This window comes from Arthrobacter sp. 05N425, from assembly GCF_056397125.1.
Genome location: NZ_JBFTMU010000010.1, coordinates 25,501 through 44,144, shown reverse-complemented (window position 1 = coordinate 44,144; position 18,644 = coordinate 25,501). Strand labels below are relative to the sequence as shown.

Genomic DNA, 18,644 nt, shown 5'->3' with positions numbered 1-18,644 from the left:
CAGAAATTCACATATGCTTTCAAGGTAACGTGTGGAAGGACCCGAGTATTGTGATCGCCCCGAAAAGCTGGAGCACCGGCCGGAAAGCCGCCGTGCTGGCAGCCGTATGCGCCCTGGCAGCCGGCGGCGGAGTCTTCGCCGCGGCAGGACCCCTGGCGCACGCCTCCTTTGCCTCCGAAGCAGGATCGCCGGAGCGATCGACCCAAGGCCTGGCCTTCCCGGTGGTGCCCCCGCTCCAGCTCGCCGTAGCGCCCGCCGACGCCGCCGTCCAGGTCAACCCGGCCGCCCCGGTCACCCTGAAGGTGGGCAACGGCCGGATTGAGCGGGCGGCGCTGACAAGCGAGACGGGCCAGTCCGTGGACGGGAAGCTCAGCGCCGACGGATCCAGCTGGGCCGCCACCGGGCCGCTGGAATTCAACACCCGCTACAGCTACAGCTACTCAGTGGTTGACGGCGCGGGACGATCGACCGAGAACACCCGCAGCTTCACCACGGTGACCACCGCCAACGAGGCGGACGCTGCCATCTATCCGCTGGACGGCATGAAGGTCGGGGTCGCGCAGCCGCTCCAGCTCACCTTCAGCGAGCCGGTACTGAACCGCGCCGCCGTCGAAAAGGCTATCAAGATCAGCTCCACCTCGGGCCAGGTCGGGGACTTCCACTGGTTCAGCAACACCATGGTCCGGTACCGGCCGCAGAATTTCTGGGCGGCCAACAGCACCATCACCATGGACATCAAGCTCTTTGGCGTCAATCTGGGCAAGGGCCAGGTCGGCAACTTCAATAAGTTGGTCACGGTCCACATTGGCGACAAGAAGGTCGCCGTGGCGGATGCCAAGGCGCACACCTTCACGGCCTCGATCAACGACCGGCAAGTCGGGCGGTGGCCCGCGACCATGGGGGACACCCGGTTCCCGTCGGCGCGCGGCTACCTGGTGCTGATGGAGAAATACCGGGTGGAGCACATGGACGCCCGCACCATCGGCCTCAAACCGGGCGACCCGGCCTACTACGGGCAGCTCGACGTCAATTACGCCACACGACTGACCCCCAGCGGCGAGTTCATCCACCAGGCCACGGCCTCCGCGATGCCCTACATCGGCAAGGTGAACCTCTCGCACGGCTGCGTCGGCCTGGGACCGGCCGGCGCCAAGTGGGTCTTCGACAACATGACGACCGGGGACGTGGTCCAGGTGGTCAACACCGACGGCGACTATGCGGCGTACGACGACGGCTTCGGGGACTGGAACATCCCCTGGGCGAAGTACGCGAACTGAGCCGGGGCGCCTGGCAAGGCGCCGGGGGATTTGCACAATGGGGGAATTGCAGTTGGGGGATGCGGGATGGCCAAGACGGTAAGGCAAGGCAAGAGCGGTCGAAGTACCGGCAAGATGCTGGCAGTAGCCGGGATCTGCCTCGCCATCTGTGCCGGCGGAATCGGCGTCGCCACCGGCCCGGTCTGGGCGGACAGCGACCTGCCCTCGGAAGCGGGGTCGCCGATGCGCAACGTCTCGGGCCTGGTTGCGCCTGTCGTGAAGGCCGTTGAACTCGGGGTAACGCCGACCGACGGCGCCCGGGACGTCAACCCGGCCGCCCTGCCGTCGGTCAAAGCCGTCAACGGCGTAATAAAGGACGTGGTGCTGCGGCCCGAACCCGGCGGCGCCCCGGTCCCCGGCACCACCAGCGCGGACGGCTCCACCTGGACCGCCGGGGACCCCCTGGAGTTCGACACCCGGTACCACTACAGCTTCACGATCGTGGACCTGGCCGGCCGGGAGACGAAGAAGGTCCAAAGCTTCTCGACCGTCGCCACGGCCAACGAAGCCGACGCCGCGGTCTATCCGCGGGGCGGCAGCACCATTGGCGCCGGGCAGCCCATTGAGATCGTGTTCAGCGAGCCGGTCATCAACAAGGCGGCCATGGAGAAGGCCGTGAAGGTTACCGTCTCCTCCGGTCAGGCCGTCGCCTGGCGCTGGTACTCGGACCGGCGCGTCCGGATCCGGCCGGAGCGCTTCTGGGCCGCCAACAGCCGGATCACCGTGGACCTGAAACTGTTCGGCGTCGACTTCGGTAACGGCATGGTCGGCAACTCGAACGTCCCGGTGTCCTACAAAGTGGGGCCGCAGCGGCTCGCCGTCGTGGACGACGTCACGAAGACGATGAAGGTCTACTTCGACGGCCGGCTGGTCAAGACCGCACCGGTCACCCTCGGCGGCGAGGACTGGCTATCGCCCTCCGGCTACGCCGTCATCATGGAGCAGGAACGCCGCTCCAAATTCAACGCCGGCAGCATCGGCCTCAAGCCCGGCGACAAAGGCTACTACCCGCCGCTTACCGTCGAGTACGCCAACCGGCTGACGACGTCGGGCGTCTACGTCCACCAGGCACTGGAGTCCGCGTGGGGCGCGGTGGGCCGGTTCAACGTCTCTCACGGTTGTGTTGGACTGCTCCCGGCGGACGCCCAGTGGTTCTTCAACAACATGAGGACCGGCGACGTGGTGCAGACCCTGAACACGGGGGCGGCGCCGGTGGAGCCGCTGGAAGGCTTCGGTGACTGGAACATCCCCTGGGCCCAGTACGGCAAGCGCTGAGCCCGCGCGGCCGGCAAACGCCGAGCCCCGCGGCCGGACCACGGTCAGCGGGCCCGCTGGTGCGGCAGCCGCCCAAGCCGTGCGCCGAGGCGCGCGTTGCGTTCCCGGGTGAGCCGCAGACGGTCCAGCTCGCGGCGGCTCCGCTCGCCCAGCACCGCGGCCAGGTATTCCTCCGGCCCGGTTCCGGCCGGCGGCGGGGGAGCAACGTGCGCCGCTAGCTCGGTGGCCAGCGACTGCGCCATCGCCACCCGGGAGCCGGGGGACATGCGGTGGGCCTGGCGGATGAAGAGCGAGGCGCGGCGGGCCGCGGCGTCCGGAATCCGGCCAATGTCCGCGAGCGACACCCAGGGCTGGAGGTGGAACGGCACGCTGTGCAGCACGGGAGCTTCGGCCTGCACCCGCCGTCGCAACGCATAGGTGCCGGCCACCAGGTCACCGAGCCGCTTGGACTTCCCGTTGAAGAGCGCGACGGCGATCGCCAGTCCGCCCAGCGTCGTGTAAATCTCGAGGAAACCTATCAGCCCCCGGATCAGGGCATGCCGGAAACGGATCGCACCGCCGTCGTCGCGCACGATCCGCAGGCCGGTGGCCAGCTTCCCCAGCGACAGGCCGCGGCTGAGGGTCTCCACCGTGACGGGCAGCACCACGAAGCAGAAGACGACGACGACGGTGACCAGGGCGCCCATGGCGGCACGATCCAGCTCGGGGGCGGCGGCGCCGACTACCACCAGCAGGCCCCAGAGCACGGCGGTGTGTGCCAGGACGTCCAGCAGCAGGCCCAGCGCCCGGGCGGCGAACGACGCCGGCCGCAACTCCAGGACGACGCCCTCGCCTGTGATGATGGAACTCAACCCGGACCCCCGCTCGTCTGCCAGTCAGGCACAGTCTAACCATCGTCAGGTGCCGGTCCTGAGCGCGGACAGACCTTTGCCGCCACGTTTTCCGGGGCAACCGGGGCCGGAACTGCCCGTTCGCGCCGTGGTGGGGCCGCAACTGCCCGTTCGCGGGCGCTAGGGTGGTGCCGTGGACATCGAGGCGTTCTCCCTGGTGAACGGGGACAAATGGGCGCGGCTGCACGCGCTGGCGCACCAGCGCAGGCTCAGCGGGACCGACGCCGACGAGCTGTTGCGGCTCTACCAGGGCGCATCGGCCGACCTTTCGCTGCTGCGGTCCGTGGCCCCCGAGAGCGGGCTGTCCGCCGCGCTGTCCGCCAGCCTCGCTCAGGCCCGCACCCGCTTCACCGGCGCGAGATCCAACTTCATGGAGGACCTCGCCCAGTTCTTCGTCGTCGCACTGCCCGCCGCCCTCTACCGGATCCGCTGGCTGACCGCCTGGTGCGGGCTCGCGTTCTGCCTGATCGCCGCCGCCTATGCGCTCTGGATCGGCAACTCCCCGGAGGCCCTGCGCGCCCTGGGCTCGGATGCCGAGGTCCGCCGCTACGTGGAGCAGGACTTCATCAACTACTACTCGGAGAATCCCGCCGCGTCCTTCGCCGGCCTGGTCTGGACCAACAACGCCTGGATCGCCGCTCAGGCCGTGGCGCTGGGCATCACCGGGTTCTGGGTCCCGATGATTCTGATCGGCAATGCCCAGGGTGTCGGTGTCGCCGCCGGGGTCTTCGCCGGCGCCGGCAAGCTCGACGTGTTCTTCAGCTACATCCTCCCGCACGGGCTGATGGAACTGACGGCGGTCTTCGTGGCCTGCGCGGCAGGGCTGCGGATCTTCTGGGCAGTGGTGGCGCCCGGGCCGCGCCGCCGCTCGCAGGCGCTCGCCGCCGAGGGCCGCTCGCTCATCACCGTGGCCCTCGGCCTGGTCCTGGTGCTGCTGGTCTCGGGCGTGGTTGAAGGCTATGTGACGCCGAGCGATCTGCCGGTGTGGGCCAAGATCACCATCGGCGCCGCCGTCCTGGCCGCTTATTGGGCGTACGTGCTGGTGTTTGGCGGGCGGGCGCACCGTTCCGGCGCCACCGGTGACCTCGGCAGCGGGGACGCCGGTTACGCCGAAATTTCCGCCTGAATCCGCCCGGCCACGGGGTGGCACCTCGCCGGGGCTGAGGCCCTGACGGTAGGCTCGGTGTCAGATATGTGGCGTTGCCGGCCCAAGGCCCGGCGGCGCGGAACCCTATGGAAGCGAAGCTGCAGTGACCGAAAAAAGTCCCACCCCTCCGAATCGGCAGGATCCGCACCTGGATTCTGCCGACGACGCCGGCGAGCCTGCCTTCGAGTGGATGAAGCCGGCCGGCGCGGGCAAGCGGTCCGACGCGGCGTCCGGAGCTCCCGAGACTGAGCGGACCGCCGCGGCGCCGGACGCTGAGCCCACCGCCGCGGCGCCGGACGCTGAGCGCACGGCCGCGACGCCGGTTCCGGTCGATCCGGCCGGAACCCCGGCCGCCGGTGAACGCCAGGGCCGGCGCGCCGAACGGAAGGCAGCCGACGACGCCGCGGCCGGCGCTGCCGGGACCGAAGAATTCAACGAGTCGCTGCCCACCTCGGCCCTGCAGGTCCGGCCGCCGCGCGAAGAGGTAGAACGCCGCAACGCCGAGCGCGAACATGCCGCCAACGCCAAGCCGGTCGCCCCCCGGGTGATGCAGGTCCTGCTCGCGGTCTGCTACCCGGTGATCCTGCTGGTCCTGGCCGTCCGCGCCGTGACCAGCCCGCTGTTCCTCTGGGTGGAATACAACCGCCCGGGCTTCCCGKGGGACGGCTACGGCTTCAACACCGACGACCGGATGACGTACGGCTCCTACGCTGTCGACTACCTGAGCAACTGGTCCGGCCCGCGCTACCTCGGCGAGCTCGTGAACCGCTCCGGCGAGCCGCTTTTCAAGGACGGCGAAGTCAGCCACATGGCCGACGTCAAGCTTGTCATCCTCTCCGCCTTCGGAGCCGGTGCCTTGCTGGTGGTGCTCAGCCTGGTTGCCATCCTGTACCTGCGCCGGCGCAGCACCGGGGGAGTGCGCCGCGGCCTGTTCGCAGGTTCCATTGTCACGCTCGTGATCATCGTCGGCCTGGGCGTACTCGCGGTGCTGGGCTGGGAGCAGTTCTTCACCGAGTTCCACCGCGTCTTCTTCGCCAACGGCACCTGGACCTTCTCCCTTCAGGACACCCTGATCCGGCTGTTCCCGGGCCAATTCTGGGTTGACGCCGGGATCGTGATCGGTGCCCTCGTCCTGCTCGCAGCCCTGCTCACGCTGATCCTCACCTGGCCGACCCGCAAACGCCGCGGACTGCCACCCCGGGTCCGGAATGCCTCCGCCGCCGAGGACGCCGGGGACGTCGCCGCGGACCCGGCCGAGCTCAAGGGCCGCCGCTTCAAGCGCAGCCGGAACGGCGCCGTCGACGGCCCGGCCGGCCGCGACGCAGACGCCGGAACCGACGCCGGCAGCAACGAAGCGGCAGCCGCCCGCCGCGAGGGCGCCTCCTAAGCCTGGAGACCCGGAGACCCACAGACCCGGAGAGACAAAAAGCGGCCGGCACGAGAGTGCCGGCCGCTTTTGCGTGCGCCGCTGCCGGGCGCCGCGTCCCTAGCCGTAGATCCGGTCGATGTGGGCCTGGAAATCACGCACAACGGCGGAGCGCTTGAGCTTCAGTGACGGCGTGAGGTGCCCGGACTCGACCGTGAAATCGGCGTCAAGCACCACGAAGGTGCGGATCGACTCCGCCTTGGACACCAAGGCGTTGGCGTCGTCGACGGCGGCCTGGATGGCGGCCCGGACCTGGTCGTTGGCCGCCGCCTCCGTGGCGCCCATGACGGGGATGCGCTGCGCGGCACACCAGTTCTCCAGGCCCTCCGGGTCCAGGTTGACCAGGGCTGACACAAACGGCCGCCCGTCACCGACCACCACTGCCTGCGCCACCAGTTGGTGCTCGCGGATCTTTTCCTCCAGCGGTCCGGGTGCCACGTTCTTTCCGCCCGCGGTGACCAGCAGGTCCTTCTTCCGCCCCGTGATGGTCAGGAAACCGTCGGCGTCCAGGGAGCCGAGGTCGCCGGTGCGGAAAAACCCGTCGACGAACGCTTCGGCGTTGGCCGCCTCGTTGGCGTGGTACCCCTTGAAGACACCGATGCCCTTGACCAGGATCTCGCCGTCGTCGGCGATCCTGATGGTGGTGCCGGGCACCGGGATGCCCACGGTCCCCACTTTGGTGCGGGTCGGGGTGTTGGCAGTGCACGGCGCCGTCGTTTCGGTCAGGCCGTAGCCTTCGAGGACAGGGACGCCGGCGCCGCGGAAGAAGTGCGCATCGTGGGAACTGAGCGGGCTGGCCCCGGAGACGGTGTAGCCGAGGCGGCCGCCGAACGCCTGCCGCAGTTTCGGGTACAGCACCCGGTCGAAGACGCCGTGCTTGGCGCGTAGGAGCCAGCCGGGCCCGGCGCCCTCACCGCGGGCGGCGGCGTCGAGCGCCTTTGAGTAGTCGACGGCGACGGCGGCGGCCGCCTCGAAGAGGCGGTCCTTGCCGGCCAGCGCCGCTTTGTGCGCGGCGCCGGCATAGACCTTCTCAAAGATCCGGGGCACCACGAGGAGGAAGGTGGGCTGGAACGTGCCGAGGTCCTCCAGCAGTTCCTTGGCATTGGAGGTGTGGCCCAGCGTGGTCCCGGCACTGAGGCAGATCACCTGCACGGCGCGGGCCAGGACGTGGGCCAGCGGGAGGAACATCAGCGTCCGGGTGGGGGGCTGCAGCAGGATCTCCGGCAGGAACAGGACGATGTTCTTCGCGACGAGGGCAAAGTTGCCGTGCGTGATTTCGCAGCCCTTGGGCCGGCCCGTGGTGCCGGAAGTGTAGACCAGGGATGCCACATCGGCGAGGCCGGCCGCCGAGCGCTGCCGCTCCAGCTCTGCGTCGCTGACGCCGGTGCCGGCGGCAGCCAGGCTGGCGAGGTTCGGCGCCGCGCCGTCGTAGTCCATCCGGACCACGCCGAGCACCCGGCCCGCCAGCAGCTCCGAGCCGTCCAGCACGCCCTGTACCAGCGTGGCCTTCGCCGCGTTTTCGACGAAGACGCGGCGGGCGCCGGAGTCGTGCAGGATCCACTCGACCTGGCTGGCGGAGGAGGTCTCATAGATGGGGACGGTGACGCCGCCGGCGAACCAGATGGCGAAGTCCACCACGGTCCATTCGTACCGGGTGGCGGACATGACCGCGACCGTCTCGCCCGGGGTAAGTCCGCCGGCGATCAGCCCCTTGGCCAGGGCCGTGACCTGGTCCAGGAACTGCTGGGCCGGAATGTCTGTCCAGCCGGCGGGGCCCTTGCGGGCATAGAGCGCATGCACCGGATCCTTGGCGTGCTGCTCCAGCAGCAGGTCCGTGACATTGCTTTCCGGATCCAGCTCGACGAGCAGTCCGGTGCTAGCTTCTCTCACAACCCGTGTCTCCCGTTCCGGTCCGCGGCCCCGCGGACGCGGGCTCCGCTAGTAATCCTGCCCTAGATCCAGGACGGCATCCACATCCGCAGGCGCCAGTCCTGGTACGTAATCAGCTCCGCGGTCCACACCGGGTAAAAGAACGCCGAGAGCAGCACGGTCGCGACGACAAACAGCGCGACGAGTAGGAGGCCGGAGCGGCGCCGCCAGAGCGGGTCGGTGCGCCGGCCCAGGACCAGCCCCAGGCAGTACACGAGGGCCAGCACCAGGAACGGCTCGAAGGACACCGCATAGAAGAAGAACATGGTGCGTTCCGGGTACATGAACCACGGCAGGTAGCCGGCGCCCACGGCGGCCAGGATGGCCCCGGCGCGCCAGTCGCGCCGGCCCGCCCACCAGAAGAGCAAGATGCCGAGGCAGACCGCCGCGCTCCACCAGATCAGCGGGTTGCCGACCGAGAGGATGGCCGAGGTGCAACTGGGCAGCTCGCAGCCGGCCGTTCCCTGCTTGGACGACTCATAGAAGAACGACGTAGGCCGGCCCAGCACCAGCCAGCTCCAGGCACTCGCCTCGTAGGGGTGGTCCGCGCTCAGGCCCTGGTGGAACTTGTAGGCCTCGAGGTGGTAATGGGCCAGCGAACGGAGTGAATCGGGCAGCCAGCCCCACTGGGCCGAGGGGTTGGTTTCGGCCCAGTGCCGGAAATAGGCGTTGCTGGAGCGGAACCAGCCAGCCCAGGTGGCCGTGTAGACCAGTGCCGCGACCGGGACGATGCTCAGGAAGGCGCCGATGCCGTCCTTGAGGATGCCGCCCGTGATCCAGCCATGCACGCCGGCGATCCGGCGCGCGCTGAGGTCCCACAGGACCGTCATCAGCCCGAAGCCGGCCAGGAAGAACAGGGCGGACCATTTGGTGCCGACCGCGAGACCGAGGCAGACACCGGCGGCCAGCCGCCACCAGCGGATCCCCAGCCACGGCCCGGCCGCAAGCTGCAGCCGGGAGGGGCGCCCCTCGGCGGAGGCCGCGGCTTGTCTGCCGAGCCGCTTCGCGAGCCGGCGGCGGCCGTCGTCGCGGTCCATCAGCAGCGCGCCAAAGGCCGCGAGGATCCAGAACATCAGGAAAATGTCCAGCAGCGAGGTGCGGGACATCACCAGGTGGTGGCCGTCCACCGCCAGCAGCACCCCGGCCACGGCGCCCAGGGTGAGCGAGCGGAAAAGCTTCTGCGCAATCAAGGCGAGCAGGAAGATCGAAAGGGTGCCGGTCAGGGCGGCCCCGAAGCGCCACCCGAAGGGGTTTTCCGGGCCGAAGAGCCACATCCCGGCGGCGATCATCCACTTGCCCACCGGCGGGTGGACCACGTACTCGGGGCTGTCCAGCAGTACCCCGGGGTTGCCCGCGATGAAGGAGTCGTTGGCCTTGTCCGGCCAGGCGCGCTCGTAGCCGCTGACCAGGAGGGAGTAGCCGTCCTTGACGTAGTAGGTCTCGTCGAACACCAGGTTGTGCGGGGTGTCCAGCCGGACAAAGCGCAGGATTCCGCCAAGCACCGCGGTGAGGGCCGGGATGAGCCAGAACCACAGGCGCAGCGAGGGCGGATAGTCGCGCCAGCTGCGGATGTTGCCGATCAGCCGCTCTGTCAGGTCCTCGGCGTCGAATGCCTTGCCGGGACGGCTGATCCAGCGGTGGCCCTCGAGGTTGCGTCCGGTGCCCGGCAGGTCCGGCCTCCGGGCGTGGTGGCGGGTGCTGTCCGGGCTGCCGTCGGCGGGCACGGCCTCGGCTGAACCGGCCTCGGCAGGCCGCATGGGGGTCTGCGTCACGTTGCCATGCTACCTTTCGCGGCCGTGATCGTCGGTCCCGCGCGCCCGCCGGCAGTAGGCTTATGGGGTGGATCCCGAACAAAGCACCTCCCAACGCAATTCCCCGGCACCCGCCTCCGCCGACGCCGTTCCGGCAGCGGGGACGGCCGCCGGACCGGGCCGGATCGTGCTTGCCGCCACCCCGATCGGCAACGTCGGCGACGCCTCCGCCCGGCTGATCGGGCTGCTGGAAACGGCGGACATCGTCGCTGCCGAGGACACCCGGCGGCTGCACCGGCTGGTTCAAAGCCTCGGCATCACCGTGGCGGGCCGGGTGATCAGCTACCACGAGCACAACGAGGCAGCCAAGACCGGCGAACTCCTGGACCAGGTCCGCTCCGGCAAGACCCTGGTCATGGTGACCGACGCCGGCATGCCCTCGGTCTCGGACCCCGGCTTCCGCCTGGTCGAAGGCGCCGTCGCCGCCGGGCTCACCGTCACCGCCGTTCCGGGCCYGTCCGCCGTACTGACCGCGCTCGCCCTCTCCGGGCTGCCGACGGACCGCTTTTGTTTCGAGGGCTTCCTGCCGCGGAAGGCCGGCGAACGGACGTCGCGGCTGGCGGACCTCGACGCCGAGCGTCGCACCATGGTGTTCTTCGAGGCGCCGCACCGGCTGGAGCCCATGCTCCGGGCCCTGCACGAACGCTTCGGCGCCGACCGCCGCGCGGCCGTCTGCCGGGAACTCACCAAAACCTACGAAGAGGTCATCCGCGGGACCCTGCGCGAACTGCTTCGCTGGGCCGAAACCAACGAGGTCCGTGGCGAGATCGCCGTCGTCGTGGGCGGTGCGCCCGAGCGGGAGCCGGGTAAACCGGAGGACCAGGTCGCGGCCGTGAACGCGCTGATCGCCCAGGGCATCCGGCTGAAGGAGGCCGTCGCCGCGGTGGCCGATGACGCCAGGGTCAGCAAACGCGAACTCTATTCCGCCGTTCTCGCCGCGCGCTGACGCGGGGCTCCGGCCGCGGGCTGCGGGGCCGCGCCGCCGTTGTGCAGCTGCACAGCAGATCCGGCTTGGTCTAGTGCGCAGATGCGTAGACACCCCGGAGAGCCCGGCAGTACCGTGGCAGTAGTCCAGGCCCGCGGCGCAAGCCGGTGCGGGGCTGATCAGAAAATTTTCCGAACCCATTGCTGACGAGGGAGTCATTGTGACTGTAACTGCCCAGCCCACCGTTACCGCGGAGCGCGAGGCCGCACTGCTGGCGTCCGTGCCGACTGGCCTGCTGATTGACGGACAGTGGCGTCCGGCCGCGTCCGGCAAGACGTTCGACGTCGAGGATCCCGCCACCGGCAAGGTGCTGTTGAGCCTGGCCGACGCCGGTCCCGAGGACGGCGCCGCGGCCCTGGACGCGGCCGCCGCCGCGCAGGAGTCCTGGGCCAAGGTCCCGCCGCGGGAGCGCGGTGAGATCCTGCGCCGCGCCTTCGAGCTCGTGACCGAACGGGCCGAGGACTTCGCGCTGCTGATGACCCTGGAGATGGGCAAGCCGCTGGCCGAAGCCCGCGGCGAAGTCACCTACGGCGCCGAGTTCCTGCGCTGGTTCTCCGAGGAGGCCGTCCGCGCGTTTGGCCGCTACTCGGTTTCCCCGGACGGCAAGTCCCGGCTCCTGGTGGCCAAGAAGCCGGTGGGGCCGTGCCTGCTGATTACGCCGTGGAACTTCCCGCTGGCCATGGCCACCCGCAAGATCGCCCCGGCCGTCGCCGCCGGCTGCACCATGGTGCTCAAGTCCGCGAACCTCACGCCGCTGACCTCGCAGCTCTTTGCTGCCGTCATGCTGGAAGCCGGCCTGCCCGCGGGCGTGCTGAACGTGATCCCGACCTCCACCGCGGGCGCCACGACCGGCCCGCTGATCAAGGATTCCCGGCTCCGTAAGCTTTCCTTCACCGGCTCCACCGAGGTGGGCCGCCGGCTGCTCGCGGACGCCTCCGAGACGGTGCTGCGGACCTCGATGGAACTCGGCGGCAACGCCCCGTTCGTGGTGTTTGAGGACGCCGACGTCGACGCCGCGGTAGCCGGAGCAATGCTGGCGAAGCTGCGGAACATGGGCGAGGCCTGCACCGCGGCGAACCGCTTCATCGTGCACGAGTCCGTGGCCGACGAGTTCGCGGAGAAGTTCGCCGCGAAGATGAAGGACATGACCACGGCCCGGGGCACCGAGGCGGACTCCAAGGTCGGCCCGCTGATCGACGCGAAGAGCCGCGACAAGGTCCACGAGCTCGTCACGGACGCGGTGAACGCCGGCGCTGTGACAGTGCTGGGCGGCGCCGCCGTCGAGGGTCCGGGCTACTTCTACCAGCCCACGATCCTCAAGGGCGTCACCGAGGGCACCCGGATCCTGTCCGAGGAGATCTTCGGACCCGTCGCCCCGATCATCACCTTCGACACCGAGGACGAGGCCGTCCGGCTCGCGAACAACACCGAATACGGCCTGGTGGCGTACGTCTTCACGAAGGACCTCAACCGGGGCATCCGGATGGGCGAACGCCTCGAAACCGGCATGCTGGGCCTGAACGCCGGCGTCGTGTCCAACGCGGCAGCACCGTTCGGCGGAGTCAAGCAGTCCGGCCTGGGCCGCGAGGGCGGCCTCGAAGGCATCGAGGAATACCTCTACACGCAGTACATCGGCATCGCCGACCCCTACGCCGGCTAGCTTCGGCGAAGCCTGCGGGCGGCGTCGCGGACCCTGGACCAAGATTCCGCGGCTCCGCGTCCGGCTGACCTGGCCGGGACCGAAACGGCCCGCAGCGGTGTCCATGCCCGGCGCCGCCAGCGGGCCGTGAGCGACGGCGGCAGCCAGATGGCGCGCCAACGGGTCCACCACGAAGCGTGGGCGCGCAATGCGTCCCGGACCAGTTCGACCCTGTCCGCGGGAGAGCCCGGCCGGGAGTCCGGCCGGGAGTTGCCCGCCGGGGAGTCCGGGTCGGGGCGGCCGTAGCGCTGCCGTTCAAAGTCGGCGCTCAGGGAGGCCACGGCAGCGTGGGCCGGGGCGTCCACGCCGTCCGGCTCGCCGAGCGCCGCTGAACCGCGCAGCCGGGCGGAAAAATGCCGCGGCGTTTCGCTGCTGCGCGGCGGGATCCCGAAGTCCGTGGCCAGGTCCCGCAGCTCCGCCCAGGCCGGGGCGGCTGCCCCCGACAAGCCGGAGGCCTTGAGCCGCCGCCGCCGGACGCCGCCGCGCGCCAGCGCCGGGGCCGACAGCAGCAGGAGCACCAGCAGCAGCCCGCCGGCGCCGTACAACAGGGGGGCCAGGCTGCTGCCGGACCCGTCCCCGCCCGCGGTTGCGGGCAACGGCAACGGTGCGGGCGCAGGGGCCGCCGTGGGTTTGAGGTCATCCTCGGGGATCAGGCCATCGTTGTTCTCGTTGGTGCTGGCGCCGCTGCGCGCCGCCGGCTCGGTGGCGTAGCCCGGCACCACGCCGCGCGAGGGCGTCGGCTCGAAGGCCACCCAGCCGACACCCTGGAAGTACAGTTCGGGCCAGGCGTGCGCGTCACGGGCGTCCACCTCATACTCGGGCAGCGCCCCCAGGCCCGGGATCGTCACGGTGGACCCGGTGGCGCGTCCGGGAGCGTAGCCGACGGCGACCCGGCTCGGGATCCCCTCCAGCCGCGCCATCACGGCCATCGCCGAGGAGAAGTGGATGCAGTAGCCGCTCTTCTGGGCCAGGAAGTCCGCCAGCACTGACAACCCGTTGCCGTCGTAGCCACCCTGGACGGGGGACTGGAGCGAGTAGCTGAACTCCGCGGAACGCAGGTACTGCTGGATCGCCATGGCCTTGGCGTAGTTGCCGCGGCTTCCCGCAGTGACCGTGTCCGCGGTCTGCCGCACGATCTGGGGGACGTTGGCGGGGACCCGGGTGAAGGTGTCCGGCACCGCCTGCGCCCTGTCCGGGGAGTCAGCCAGCACGGCCCGGGTGAGCTTCGGCGCCACCGACGCCACAACGTACTGCTGGTTGCGCGAGTTGGTGTCCAGGCCCTTGATGCTCAGCGTGGCCGGATCCCAGCTCCACCGGCCGGTCAGGCCGTTCACCGACTCGGGCGCGTAGGGGGCGGGCAGGTACGGGCTCGTGAACTGGCCCGTGTTGACGGCCGTGACCACCCGGACCTGTTCTTCCACGCTGGGGGCGGGCCCCGGGTCCATCCTTCCGGTGCCCGGCTGCCGGCTGGCGTCACGGTCGTCCGGCGCCCACGCATCGCCGTCGAAGCTGTCCACGGTGACGGAGCGCAGGTACGGCGCCTGCGAGGCGTTGGTGGCGTAGGTAATCCGTCCGTCGCCGGTGGGGCTGCGCAGGCTGTTGCCGAGGCTGATCATGGGGTTCAATCCGCTCGCGGATCCCCAGGGATTCAGCCGGGATCCCTGCGGAAAGATGCCCTGGTCGAAGCCCGGGATGGCCAGCTGGAACAGCAGCGTCAGGACCAGCGCCACCGCCCCGGTCAGGGAAGCGCGTTTGAGCTGGCCGGGATTGCGCGCCGTGTCCGCCCGGGTCCGGGAGTTGGGGTGGAACCAGTGGCTGCTGGCCAGGATCATGAGGTAGCCCGCCGCGGCGCCGGTGAAGCCCAGCCAGCCGACGCTCTGCGGTTTCACCATGGCCGGAACCACCAGGATGGCCAGGATCCCGAGCCCGCTGGTCGCCGGCAGCGCGAGCGGGACGGCGAGGGCGTCGACCAGGATCACCACCAGGCCGAGCACCCCGCAGATCAGCAGGACGATGCCGGCGTTGGGCGCCACCGGTGAGCTCTCGGCGAGCACGGTCTCGCTGGCCCGCCGCAGGTACCGCTGCAGCTGGGCCATGGTGTCGCCGGACGGAATGAATCCGGCGATGCTGTGCTGGCGGAAGAAGGTGAAGGTGAGGACCAGGGCCAGCACCACGAAGCCTCCCGCGCCGACCAGGACGCCATGCAGCCGCAGGGCCCGGAGCCCCGCCATCGCCAGCGCGACGGTGAAAACCGTGGTGAGCACCGCCGGGTACCAGGCCCAGCCGCGCAGCACGCCGTTGAGCCCCAGCGCCGCGCCGGCGACGGCCACCGCGACGGCGAGCCCCATTGCCCAGGGCTCGACGCCGGCACCCTTCGGCCCGGCGGCCGCGCCCGGCACCGGGTCGGAGGGCCGTCCGGGCTCGGCCGCGGACGGTCCCGGGGCCCTGTTGCGCTGCGGGGTCAGGGTCATCGCCGGCCTCCCGCGACGGGCCGGGCTCCGTCGGCCGCCGCTGATCCTGCGGCCGGCGGAAGCCCGGCGGCGCCGTCCTGGTCGAAGGCGGACCAGGCGGCCGGCAGCGGGGTGGCCGCGGAGACGGCGACGGCGCGCCAGCCGCCGCGGCGCAGGATCTCCAGGACCGGCCCGGTGTCAGCCGCGCGGTCCGTGACCAGGAGGGCGAAGGCATTCGCGCCGAACCCCGCCGCCGGGGCCAGCGCGCGCGCCTCCGCCGGCGAGAGACGGCCCAGGATCGCCAGGATCGGCCCCCGCAGGCGGTGCGCGGAGAGCTTGTCCATCAGCCGGTCGTCGAAAGGCTGCGGCCCGGCGTCGGCTGCGCCGTGGCGCGGACCGCTGAGCGCGATGGCGGCCAGACTCTCCGCAATGGACTGCAGGCCGGCGGTCCCGGCGTACTCGTCGGCCTCCGGCTCCGGCGCCGACGGCGAATTCAGGAAGGCCGGATCCCCGGCCGGGTCCAGGCAGCGCAGCGCGTAGTTGCGCTCGCCAAGGTGGGTGCTGATGGACATCGCGGCCGTGACGGCCCATTCGAAGGCGTCGCTGGTGACCAGTTCATGCCCGTCCGCGGCCGCGCCGCCGGAAACATAGCCGGCGCCCTGCGCGTAGGCCTGGAAGCGCTGGTCCAGGATGATCGTGGCTTCCGGAGTCGTGACCGATTCCTCCTGCCGCATCATGAGGGAGCCGTGCCGGGCGGTCGCCGCCCAGTGCACGCGGCGCATCGGATCGCCGTGCCGGTACTCGCGGGTCATGACGTCGTCGTCGCTGGGGTTCGCGCGGATCCGCGTTGCGGTGACGCCGTCGTGGCCGCGTGCGCCCGCGAGCCCGGTCGCGGGGAGCTCGACGGCGGCGGGGGTCACCGTGAGGACGTCGCCGGCGTCGATCGCGTGGCGGTGCACGGAGAGCCCGAAAGGGTCGCTGAATTCGGCCGTGACCGGCCCGATCAGGAACTGGCCGCGTTTCGCGCTCCGAAGCTGGTATTCGTAGCGGCTGGTTCCCGCGACGGCGGTCCGCGCCGGGAAGCGGAACACCGGGGACTGCCCGAACCGGGACGGCAACTGCTCCTCCATCAGGGCCAGGCCGTTGCCCGGACCGGTGCGGGCCACCGCCAGCCGGACGGTGGTCGTCGCGGAGGTCTCCACCGGGGATGGGTTGAACTCGCGGTAGACCCGGAACCGGGGTTTCAGCACGCGCGTGCCGGCAAGGGACAGCAGCGGGAGGACCAGCAACAGGAGCGCCAGCGCCAGCAGGTCGCGGCGGCCCAGTATTTGAGCGGCCAGCAGGGACAGGACGCCCGCTCCCAACAGGCCCCAGCCGCGCGAGCTGAAGATGTGCCTAGGGAACCGGTCCAGCACCGCCACGGCCGCCTCAGCCCCCTAGCGGCCGGTGGGGAGGGCCGACGGCCGCGCGGCGGAACGGCCGCCGTCGCCGTCGGTGCGGGTCCGGGCCTGCGCTGGCGCCGTTTCCTGCCCGACCGGCACCCGCGCGAGGATGGACCGGATGACGCTCTGCGGCGTCTCTCCGGTGCTGGCGGCCTTGCGGTCCAGGATGATCCGGTGGGCCAGCACCGATTCCGCCACGCTCACGACGTCGTCGGGCAGCACGAAGTCCCGGCCCTCCAGTGCGGCGGTGGCCTTCGCAGCACGCAGCAGCTGCAGCATGGACCGGGGGCTCGCGCCAAGCCGGAGCATGGCGCTCTCCCTCGTGGCGCGGCCCAGGGCCACCGTGTATTCCTTGATCGGACGGGATACATAGACCTGCTGGACGGTGGCGATCATTGACGCCACCTCGTCCGCGGTTACCACGGCCGTCACCCTGGTCAGCGGGGACGTGGCCTGGTGGGTCTCCAGCATCTCCATCTCGGCGTCGCGGTCCGGATAGCCCATCGAGATTCGGGCCATGAAGCGGTCGCGCTGCGCTTCCGGCAGCGGATAGGTGCCTTCCATCTCGATCGGGTTCTGCGTCGCCACCACCATGAAGGGTTCGTCCAGTTTGTAGGATTTCCCGTCCACCGTGACCTGGTGCTCCTCCATGCACTCCAACAGTGCGGACTGGGTCTTGGCGGAGGCGCGGTTGATCTCGTCGCCAATCACGATGTTGGCGAACACCGCGCCGGGGCGGAACTCGAACATCCGGGAGGCCTGGTTGTAGATGGACACGCCCGTGACATCGGAGGGCAGCAGATCCGGGGTGAACTGGATCCGGCTGACGGAACAGTCGATGGTCCGGGCGAGGGTCTTGGCCAGCAGCGTCTTGCCCACGCCGGGAACGTCCTCGAGGAGCAGGTGGCCCTGGGCGAGGAGCACCGTCAGCGCCAGCTTGGCGGCTTCGGCCTTGCCGTCGATCACCGTGTTGATGGCCCGCAGGATGCGCTCGCTGGCGGCGTGGAATGCCGCGGCCTCCATCGGCGCCGGAATAACGCCGGCTCGCGCCGGGAGGCCCTGCGGCTCCGGCAGCGCTTCGTCAACGGAGGTACGTCGGTGGTAGTCCATCGGCAGCCTTTCAGCCCTGGTGCGGTCCGGGCGGAGCGGCGGGAAGGCCGGGCCCCCACTGCTGCACGCCTGTCTTGGTATCAGCGTACTAACACAACTGACAAAGCAGACAGAGAGTTCCGGGTAATTCTCCGCCCGGCCCGCAGCTAGGCTGGAAGGATGTGCAATCCGCTGATCCCCGCACCCTTCCGCGAGACCGGCAGCGACGGAAGCGGCGCCGGCCCGTCCGGAACTGCCCCGTCCGCCCGGAAGCCGTATCCGCCGGCGCCGGAACCGCTGCCCGTCCCGGTGATGGACAACCACACCCACCTGGACTTCCCGGATGCCGATTTTGCCAACGGGAGCCCGGCAGTCAGCATCAAAGATGCCCTCGACGCCGCCGAGGCCGTGGGGGTCCGGGGCGCCGTGCAGGTGGGCTGCGACCTTGAGTCATCCCGCTTCACCGTGCAGGCGGTGGAGGAGGACTCGCGGCTGCTTGGCGCCGTCGCGCTGCACCCCAACGACGCCCCGGCCTACGCGGCCCGCGGCGAACTGGAGGAGGCGCTGGCGGAAATCGAGGCGCTGGCCTCCCACCCGCGGATCCGTGCCATCGGCGAGACCGGCCTTGATTTCTTCCGCACCGAGGGGGAGGGTCTCGCCCAGCAGCGGTACTCCTTCCGCCGCCACATCGATATCGCCAAGCGGCTTGGCCTGACTCTGCAGATCCACGACCGCGACGCCCACGACGACGTCGTACAGGTGCTCCGGGAGGAGGGCGCTCCGGAACGGGTGGTTTTCCACTGCTTCTCCGGCGGCGAGGAGCTCGCCCGGACCTGCAATGCCGAGGGCTGGTACATGTCGTTCGCCGGGACGGTGACCTTCAAGAACGCGGCGAACCTGCGCGCGGCCCTGGCCATCGCCGAGCCCGGACGCATCCTGGTCGAAACCGACGCCCCGTTCCTCACTCCGCACCCGCACCGGGGGAGGCCAAACGCCAGCTACATGATTCCTTACACGGTTCGGGCGATGGCGGAATTGACAGGCCGCGAGCTCTCCGCGCTGTGCACGCAGTTGGCCGAAAATACCCTGCAGGCATACGGATCCTGGGACTAAAGGCAGCACCCGCCGTCACTCTGGCAACATACCGGGTATGTACAAAATCTTGGTTGCTTTATAACGCTACGG

13 protein-coding genes are annotated in these 18,644 nt (G+C 70.2%); 7 read left to right on the top strand and 6 right to left on the bottom strand.

Annotation, left to right across the window (positions count from 1 at the left end):
- The first annotated feature begins 50 nt into the window (after positions 1 to 50).
- The gene (locus AC1DGE_RS13040; RefSeq protein ID WP_476893239.1) at positions 51 to 1,277 is read left to right on the top strand and encodes a L,D-transpeptidase; all 1,227 of its coding nucleotides are present in this window, start codon (positions 51 to 53) and stop codon (positions 1,275 to 1,277) included.
- A gap of 66 nt (positions 1,278 to 1,343) precedes the next feature.
- On the top strand, positions 1,344 to 2,591 hold the full coding sequence (locus AC1DGE_RS13035; protein WP_476893238.1) for a L,D-transpeptidase: 1,248 nt from the start codon (positions 1,344 to 1,346) through the stop codon (positions 2,589 to 2,591).
- 44 nt (positions 2,592 to 2,635) lie between these two features.
- Here the strand turns inward: AC1DGE_RS13035 and AC1DGE_RS13030 are convergent, their stop codons facing one another.
- A complete protein-coding gene (locus AC1DGE_RS13030; RefSeq protein WP_441418462.1) occupies positions 2,636 to 3,442 on the bottom strand; it encodes an RDD family protein in 807 nt (268 codons plus the stop codon).
- 172 nt (positions 3,443 to 3,614) lie between these two features.
- Between AC1DGE_RS13030 and AC1DGE_RS13025 the strand changes: the two genes are divergently transcribed.
- Positions 3,615 to 4,607, top strand: a complete 993-nt coding sequence (locus AC1DGE_RS13025; protein ID WP_441418461.1) for a stage II sporulation protein M — start codon at positions 3,615 to 3,617, stop codon at positions 4,605 to 4,607.
- Positions 4,608 to 4,731: 124 nt separating this feature from the next.
- The gene (locus tag AC1DGE_RS13020) at positions 4,732 to 6,015 is read left to right on the top strand and encodes a TIGR01906 family membrane protein (RefSeq protein WP_476917581.1); all 1,284 of its coding nucleotides are present in this window, start codon (positions 4,732 to 4,734) and stop codon (positions 6,013 to 6,015) included.
- Between the two features lie 99 nt (positions 6,016 to 6,114).
- On the opposite strand, the gene AC1DGE_RS13015 is transcribed toward AC1DGE_RS13020, so the two are convergent.
- Positions 6,115 to 7,944 (bottom strand): AMP-dependent synthetase/ligase, encoded by a 1,830-nt coding sequence (locus tag AC1DGE_RS13015; protein WP_476917580.1) that lies wholly within the window; start codon positions 7,942 to 7,944, stop codon positions 6,115 to 6,117.
- Between the two features lie 62 nt (positions 7,945 to 8,006).
- Positions 8,007 to 9,755: a dolichyl-phosphate-mannose--protein mannosyltransferase gene (locus AC1DGE_RS13010; protein ID WP_476917579.1), complete on the bottom strand. Its 1,749-nt coding sequence runs from the start codon at positions 9,753 to 9,755 to the stop codon at positions 8,007 to 8,009.
- 67 nt (positions 9,756 to 9,822) lie between these two features.
- On the opposite strand from AC1DGE_RS13010, the gene rsmI reads away from it, so the two are divergent.
- Both rsmI and AC1DGE_RS13000 read left to right on the top strand, forming a co-directional pair.
- Positions 9,823 to 10,740, top strand: a complete 918-nt coding sequence (rsmI, locus tag AC1DGE_RS13005; protein WP_476917578.1) for a 16S rRNA (cytidine(1402)-2'-O)-methyltransferase — start codon at positions 9,823 to 9,825, stop codon at positions 10,738 to 10,740.
- 199 nt (positions 10,741 to 10,939) lie between these two features.
- A complete protein-coding gene (locus AC1DGE_RS13000) occupies positions 10,940 to 12,439 on the top strand; it encodes an NAD-dependent succinate-semialdehyde dehydrogenase (RefSeq protein WP_476917577.1) in 1,500 nt (499 codons plus the stop codon).
- Here AC1DGE_RS13000 and AC1DGE_RS12995 read toward each other — a convergent pair.
- The 3 genes from AC1DGE_RS12995 to AC1DGE_RS12985 are packed head-to-tail and all read right to left on the bottom strand — an operon-like array spanning position 12,436 to position 17,480.
- Positions 12,436 to 14,949 carry a transglutaminase TgpA family protein gene (locus AC1DGE_RS12995; protein ID WP_476917576.1) on the bottom strand — a complete coding sequence of 838 codons (2,514 nt, stop codon included), beginning with the start codon at positions 14,947 to 14,949 and terminating at the stop codon, positions 12,436 to 12,438. The genes AC1DGE_RS13000 and AC1DGE_RS12995 overlap by 4 nt on opposite strands.
- The gene (locus AC1DGE_RS12990; RefSeq protein WP_476917575.1) at positions 14,946 to 16,349 is read right to left on the bottom strand and encodes a DUF58 domain-containing protein; all 1,404 of its coding nucleotides are present in this window, start codon (positions 16,347 to 16,349) and stop codon (positions 14,946 to 14,948) included. The genes AC1DGE_RS12995 and AC1DGE_RS12990 overlap by 4 nt, the downstream gene beginning before the upstream one ends.
- Positions 16,350 to 16,364: 15 nt before the next feature.
- Positions 16,365 to 17,480, bottom strand: coding sequence for an AAA family ATPase (locus tag AC1DGE_RS12985; protein ID WP_476917574.1), 1,116 nt, complete (start codon positions 17,478 to 17,480; stop codon positions 16,365 to 16,367).
- A gap of 159 nt (positions 17,481 to 17,639) precedes the next feature.
- On the opposite strand from AC1DGE_RS12985, the gene AC1DGE_RS12980 reads away from it, so the two are divergent.
- Positions 17,640 to 18,572 carry a TatD family hydrolase gene (locus tag AC1DGE_RS12980; RefSeq protein WP_476917573.1) on the top strand — a complete coding sequence of 311 codons (933 nt, stop codon included), beginning with the start codon at positions 17,640 to 17,642 and terminating at the stop codon, positions 18,570 to 18,572.
- The last annotated feature ends 72 nt before the right edge of the window (positions 18,573 to 18,644 follow it).

Excerpts from the sequence above, each read along its gene's own strand:
- AC1DGE_RS12980 (WP_476917573.1), top strand. The coding sequence starts at position 17,640 with ATGTGCAATCCGCTGATCCCCGCACCCTTCCGCGAGACCGGCAGCGAC.
- AC1DGE_RS12995 (WP_476917576.1), bottom strand. The coding sequence starts at position 14,949 with ATGACCCTGACCCCGCAGCGCAACAGGGCCCCGGGACCGTCCGCGGCC.
- AC1DGE_RS13035 (WP_476893238.1), top strand. The coding sequence starts at position 1,344 with ATGGCCAAGACGGTAAGGCAAGGCAAGAGCGGTCGAAGTACCGGCAAG.
- AC1DGE_RS12985 (WP_476917574.1), bottom strand. The coding sequence starts at position 17,480 with ATGGACTACCACCGACGTACCTCCGTTGACGAAGCGCTGCCGGAGCCG.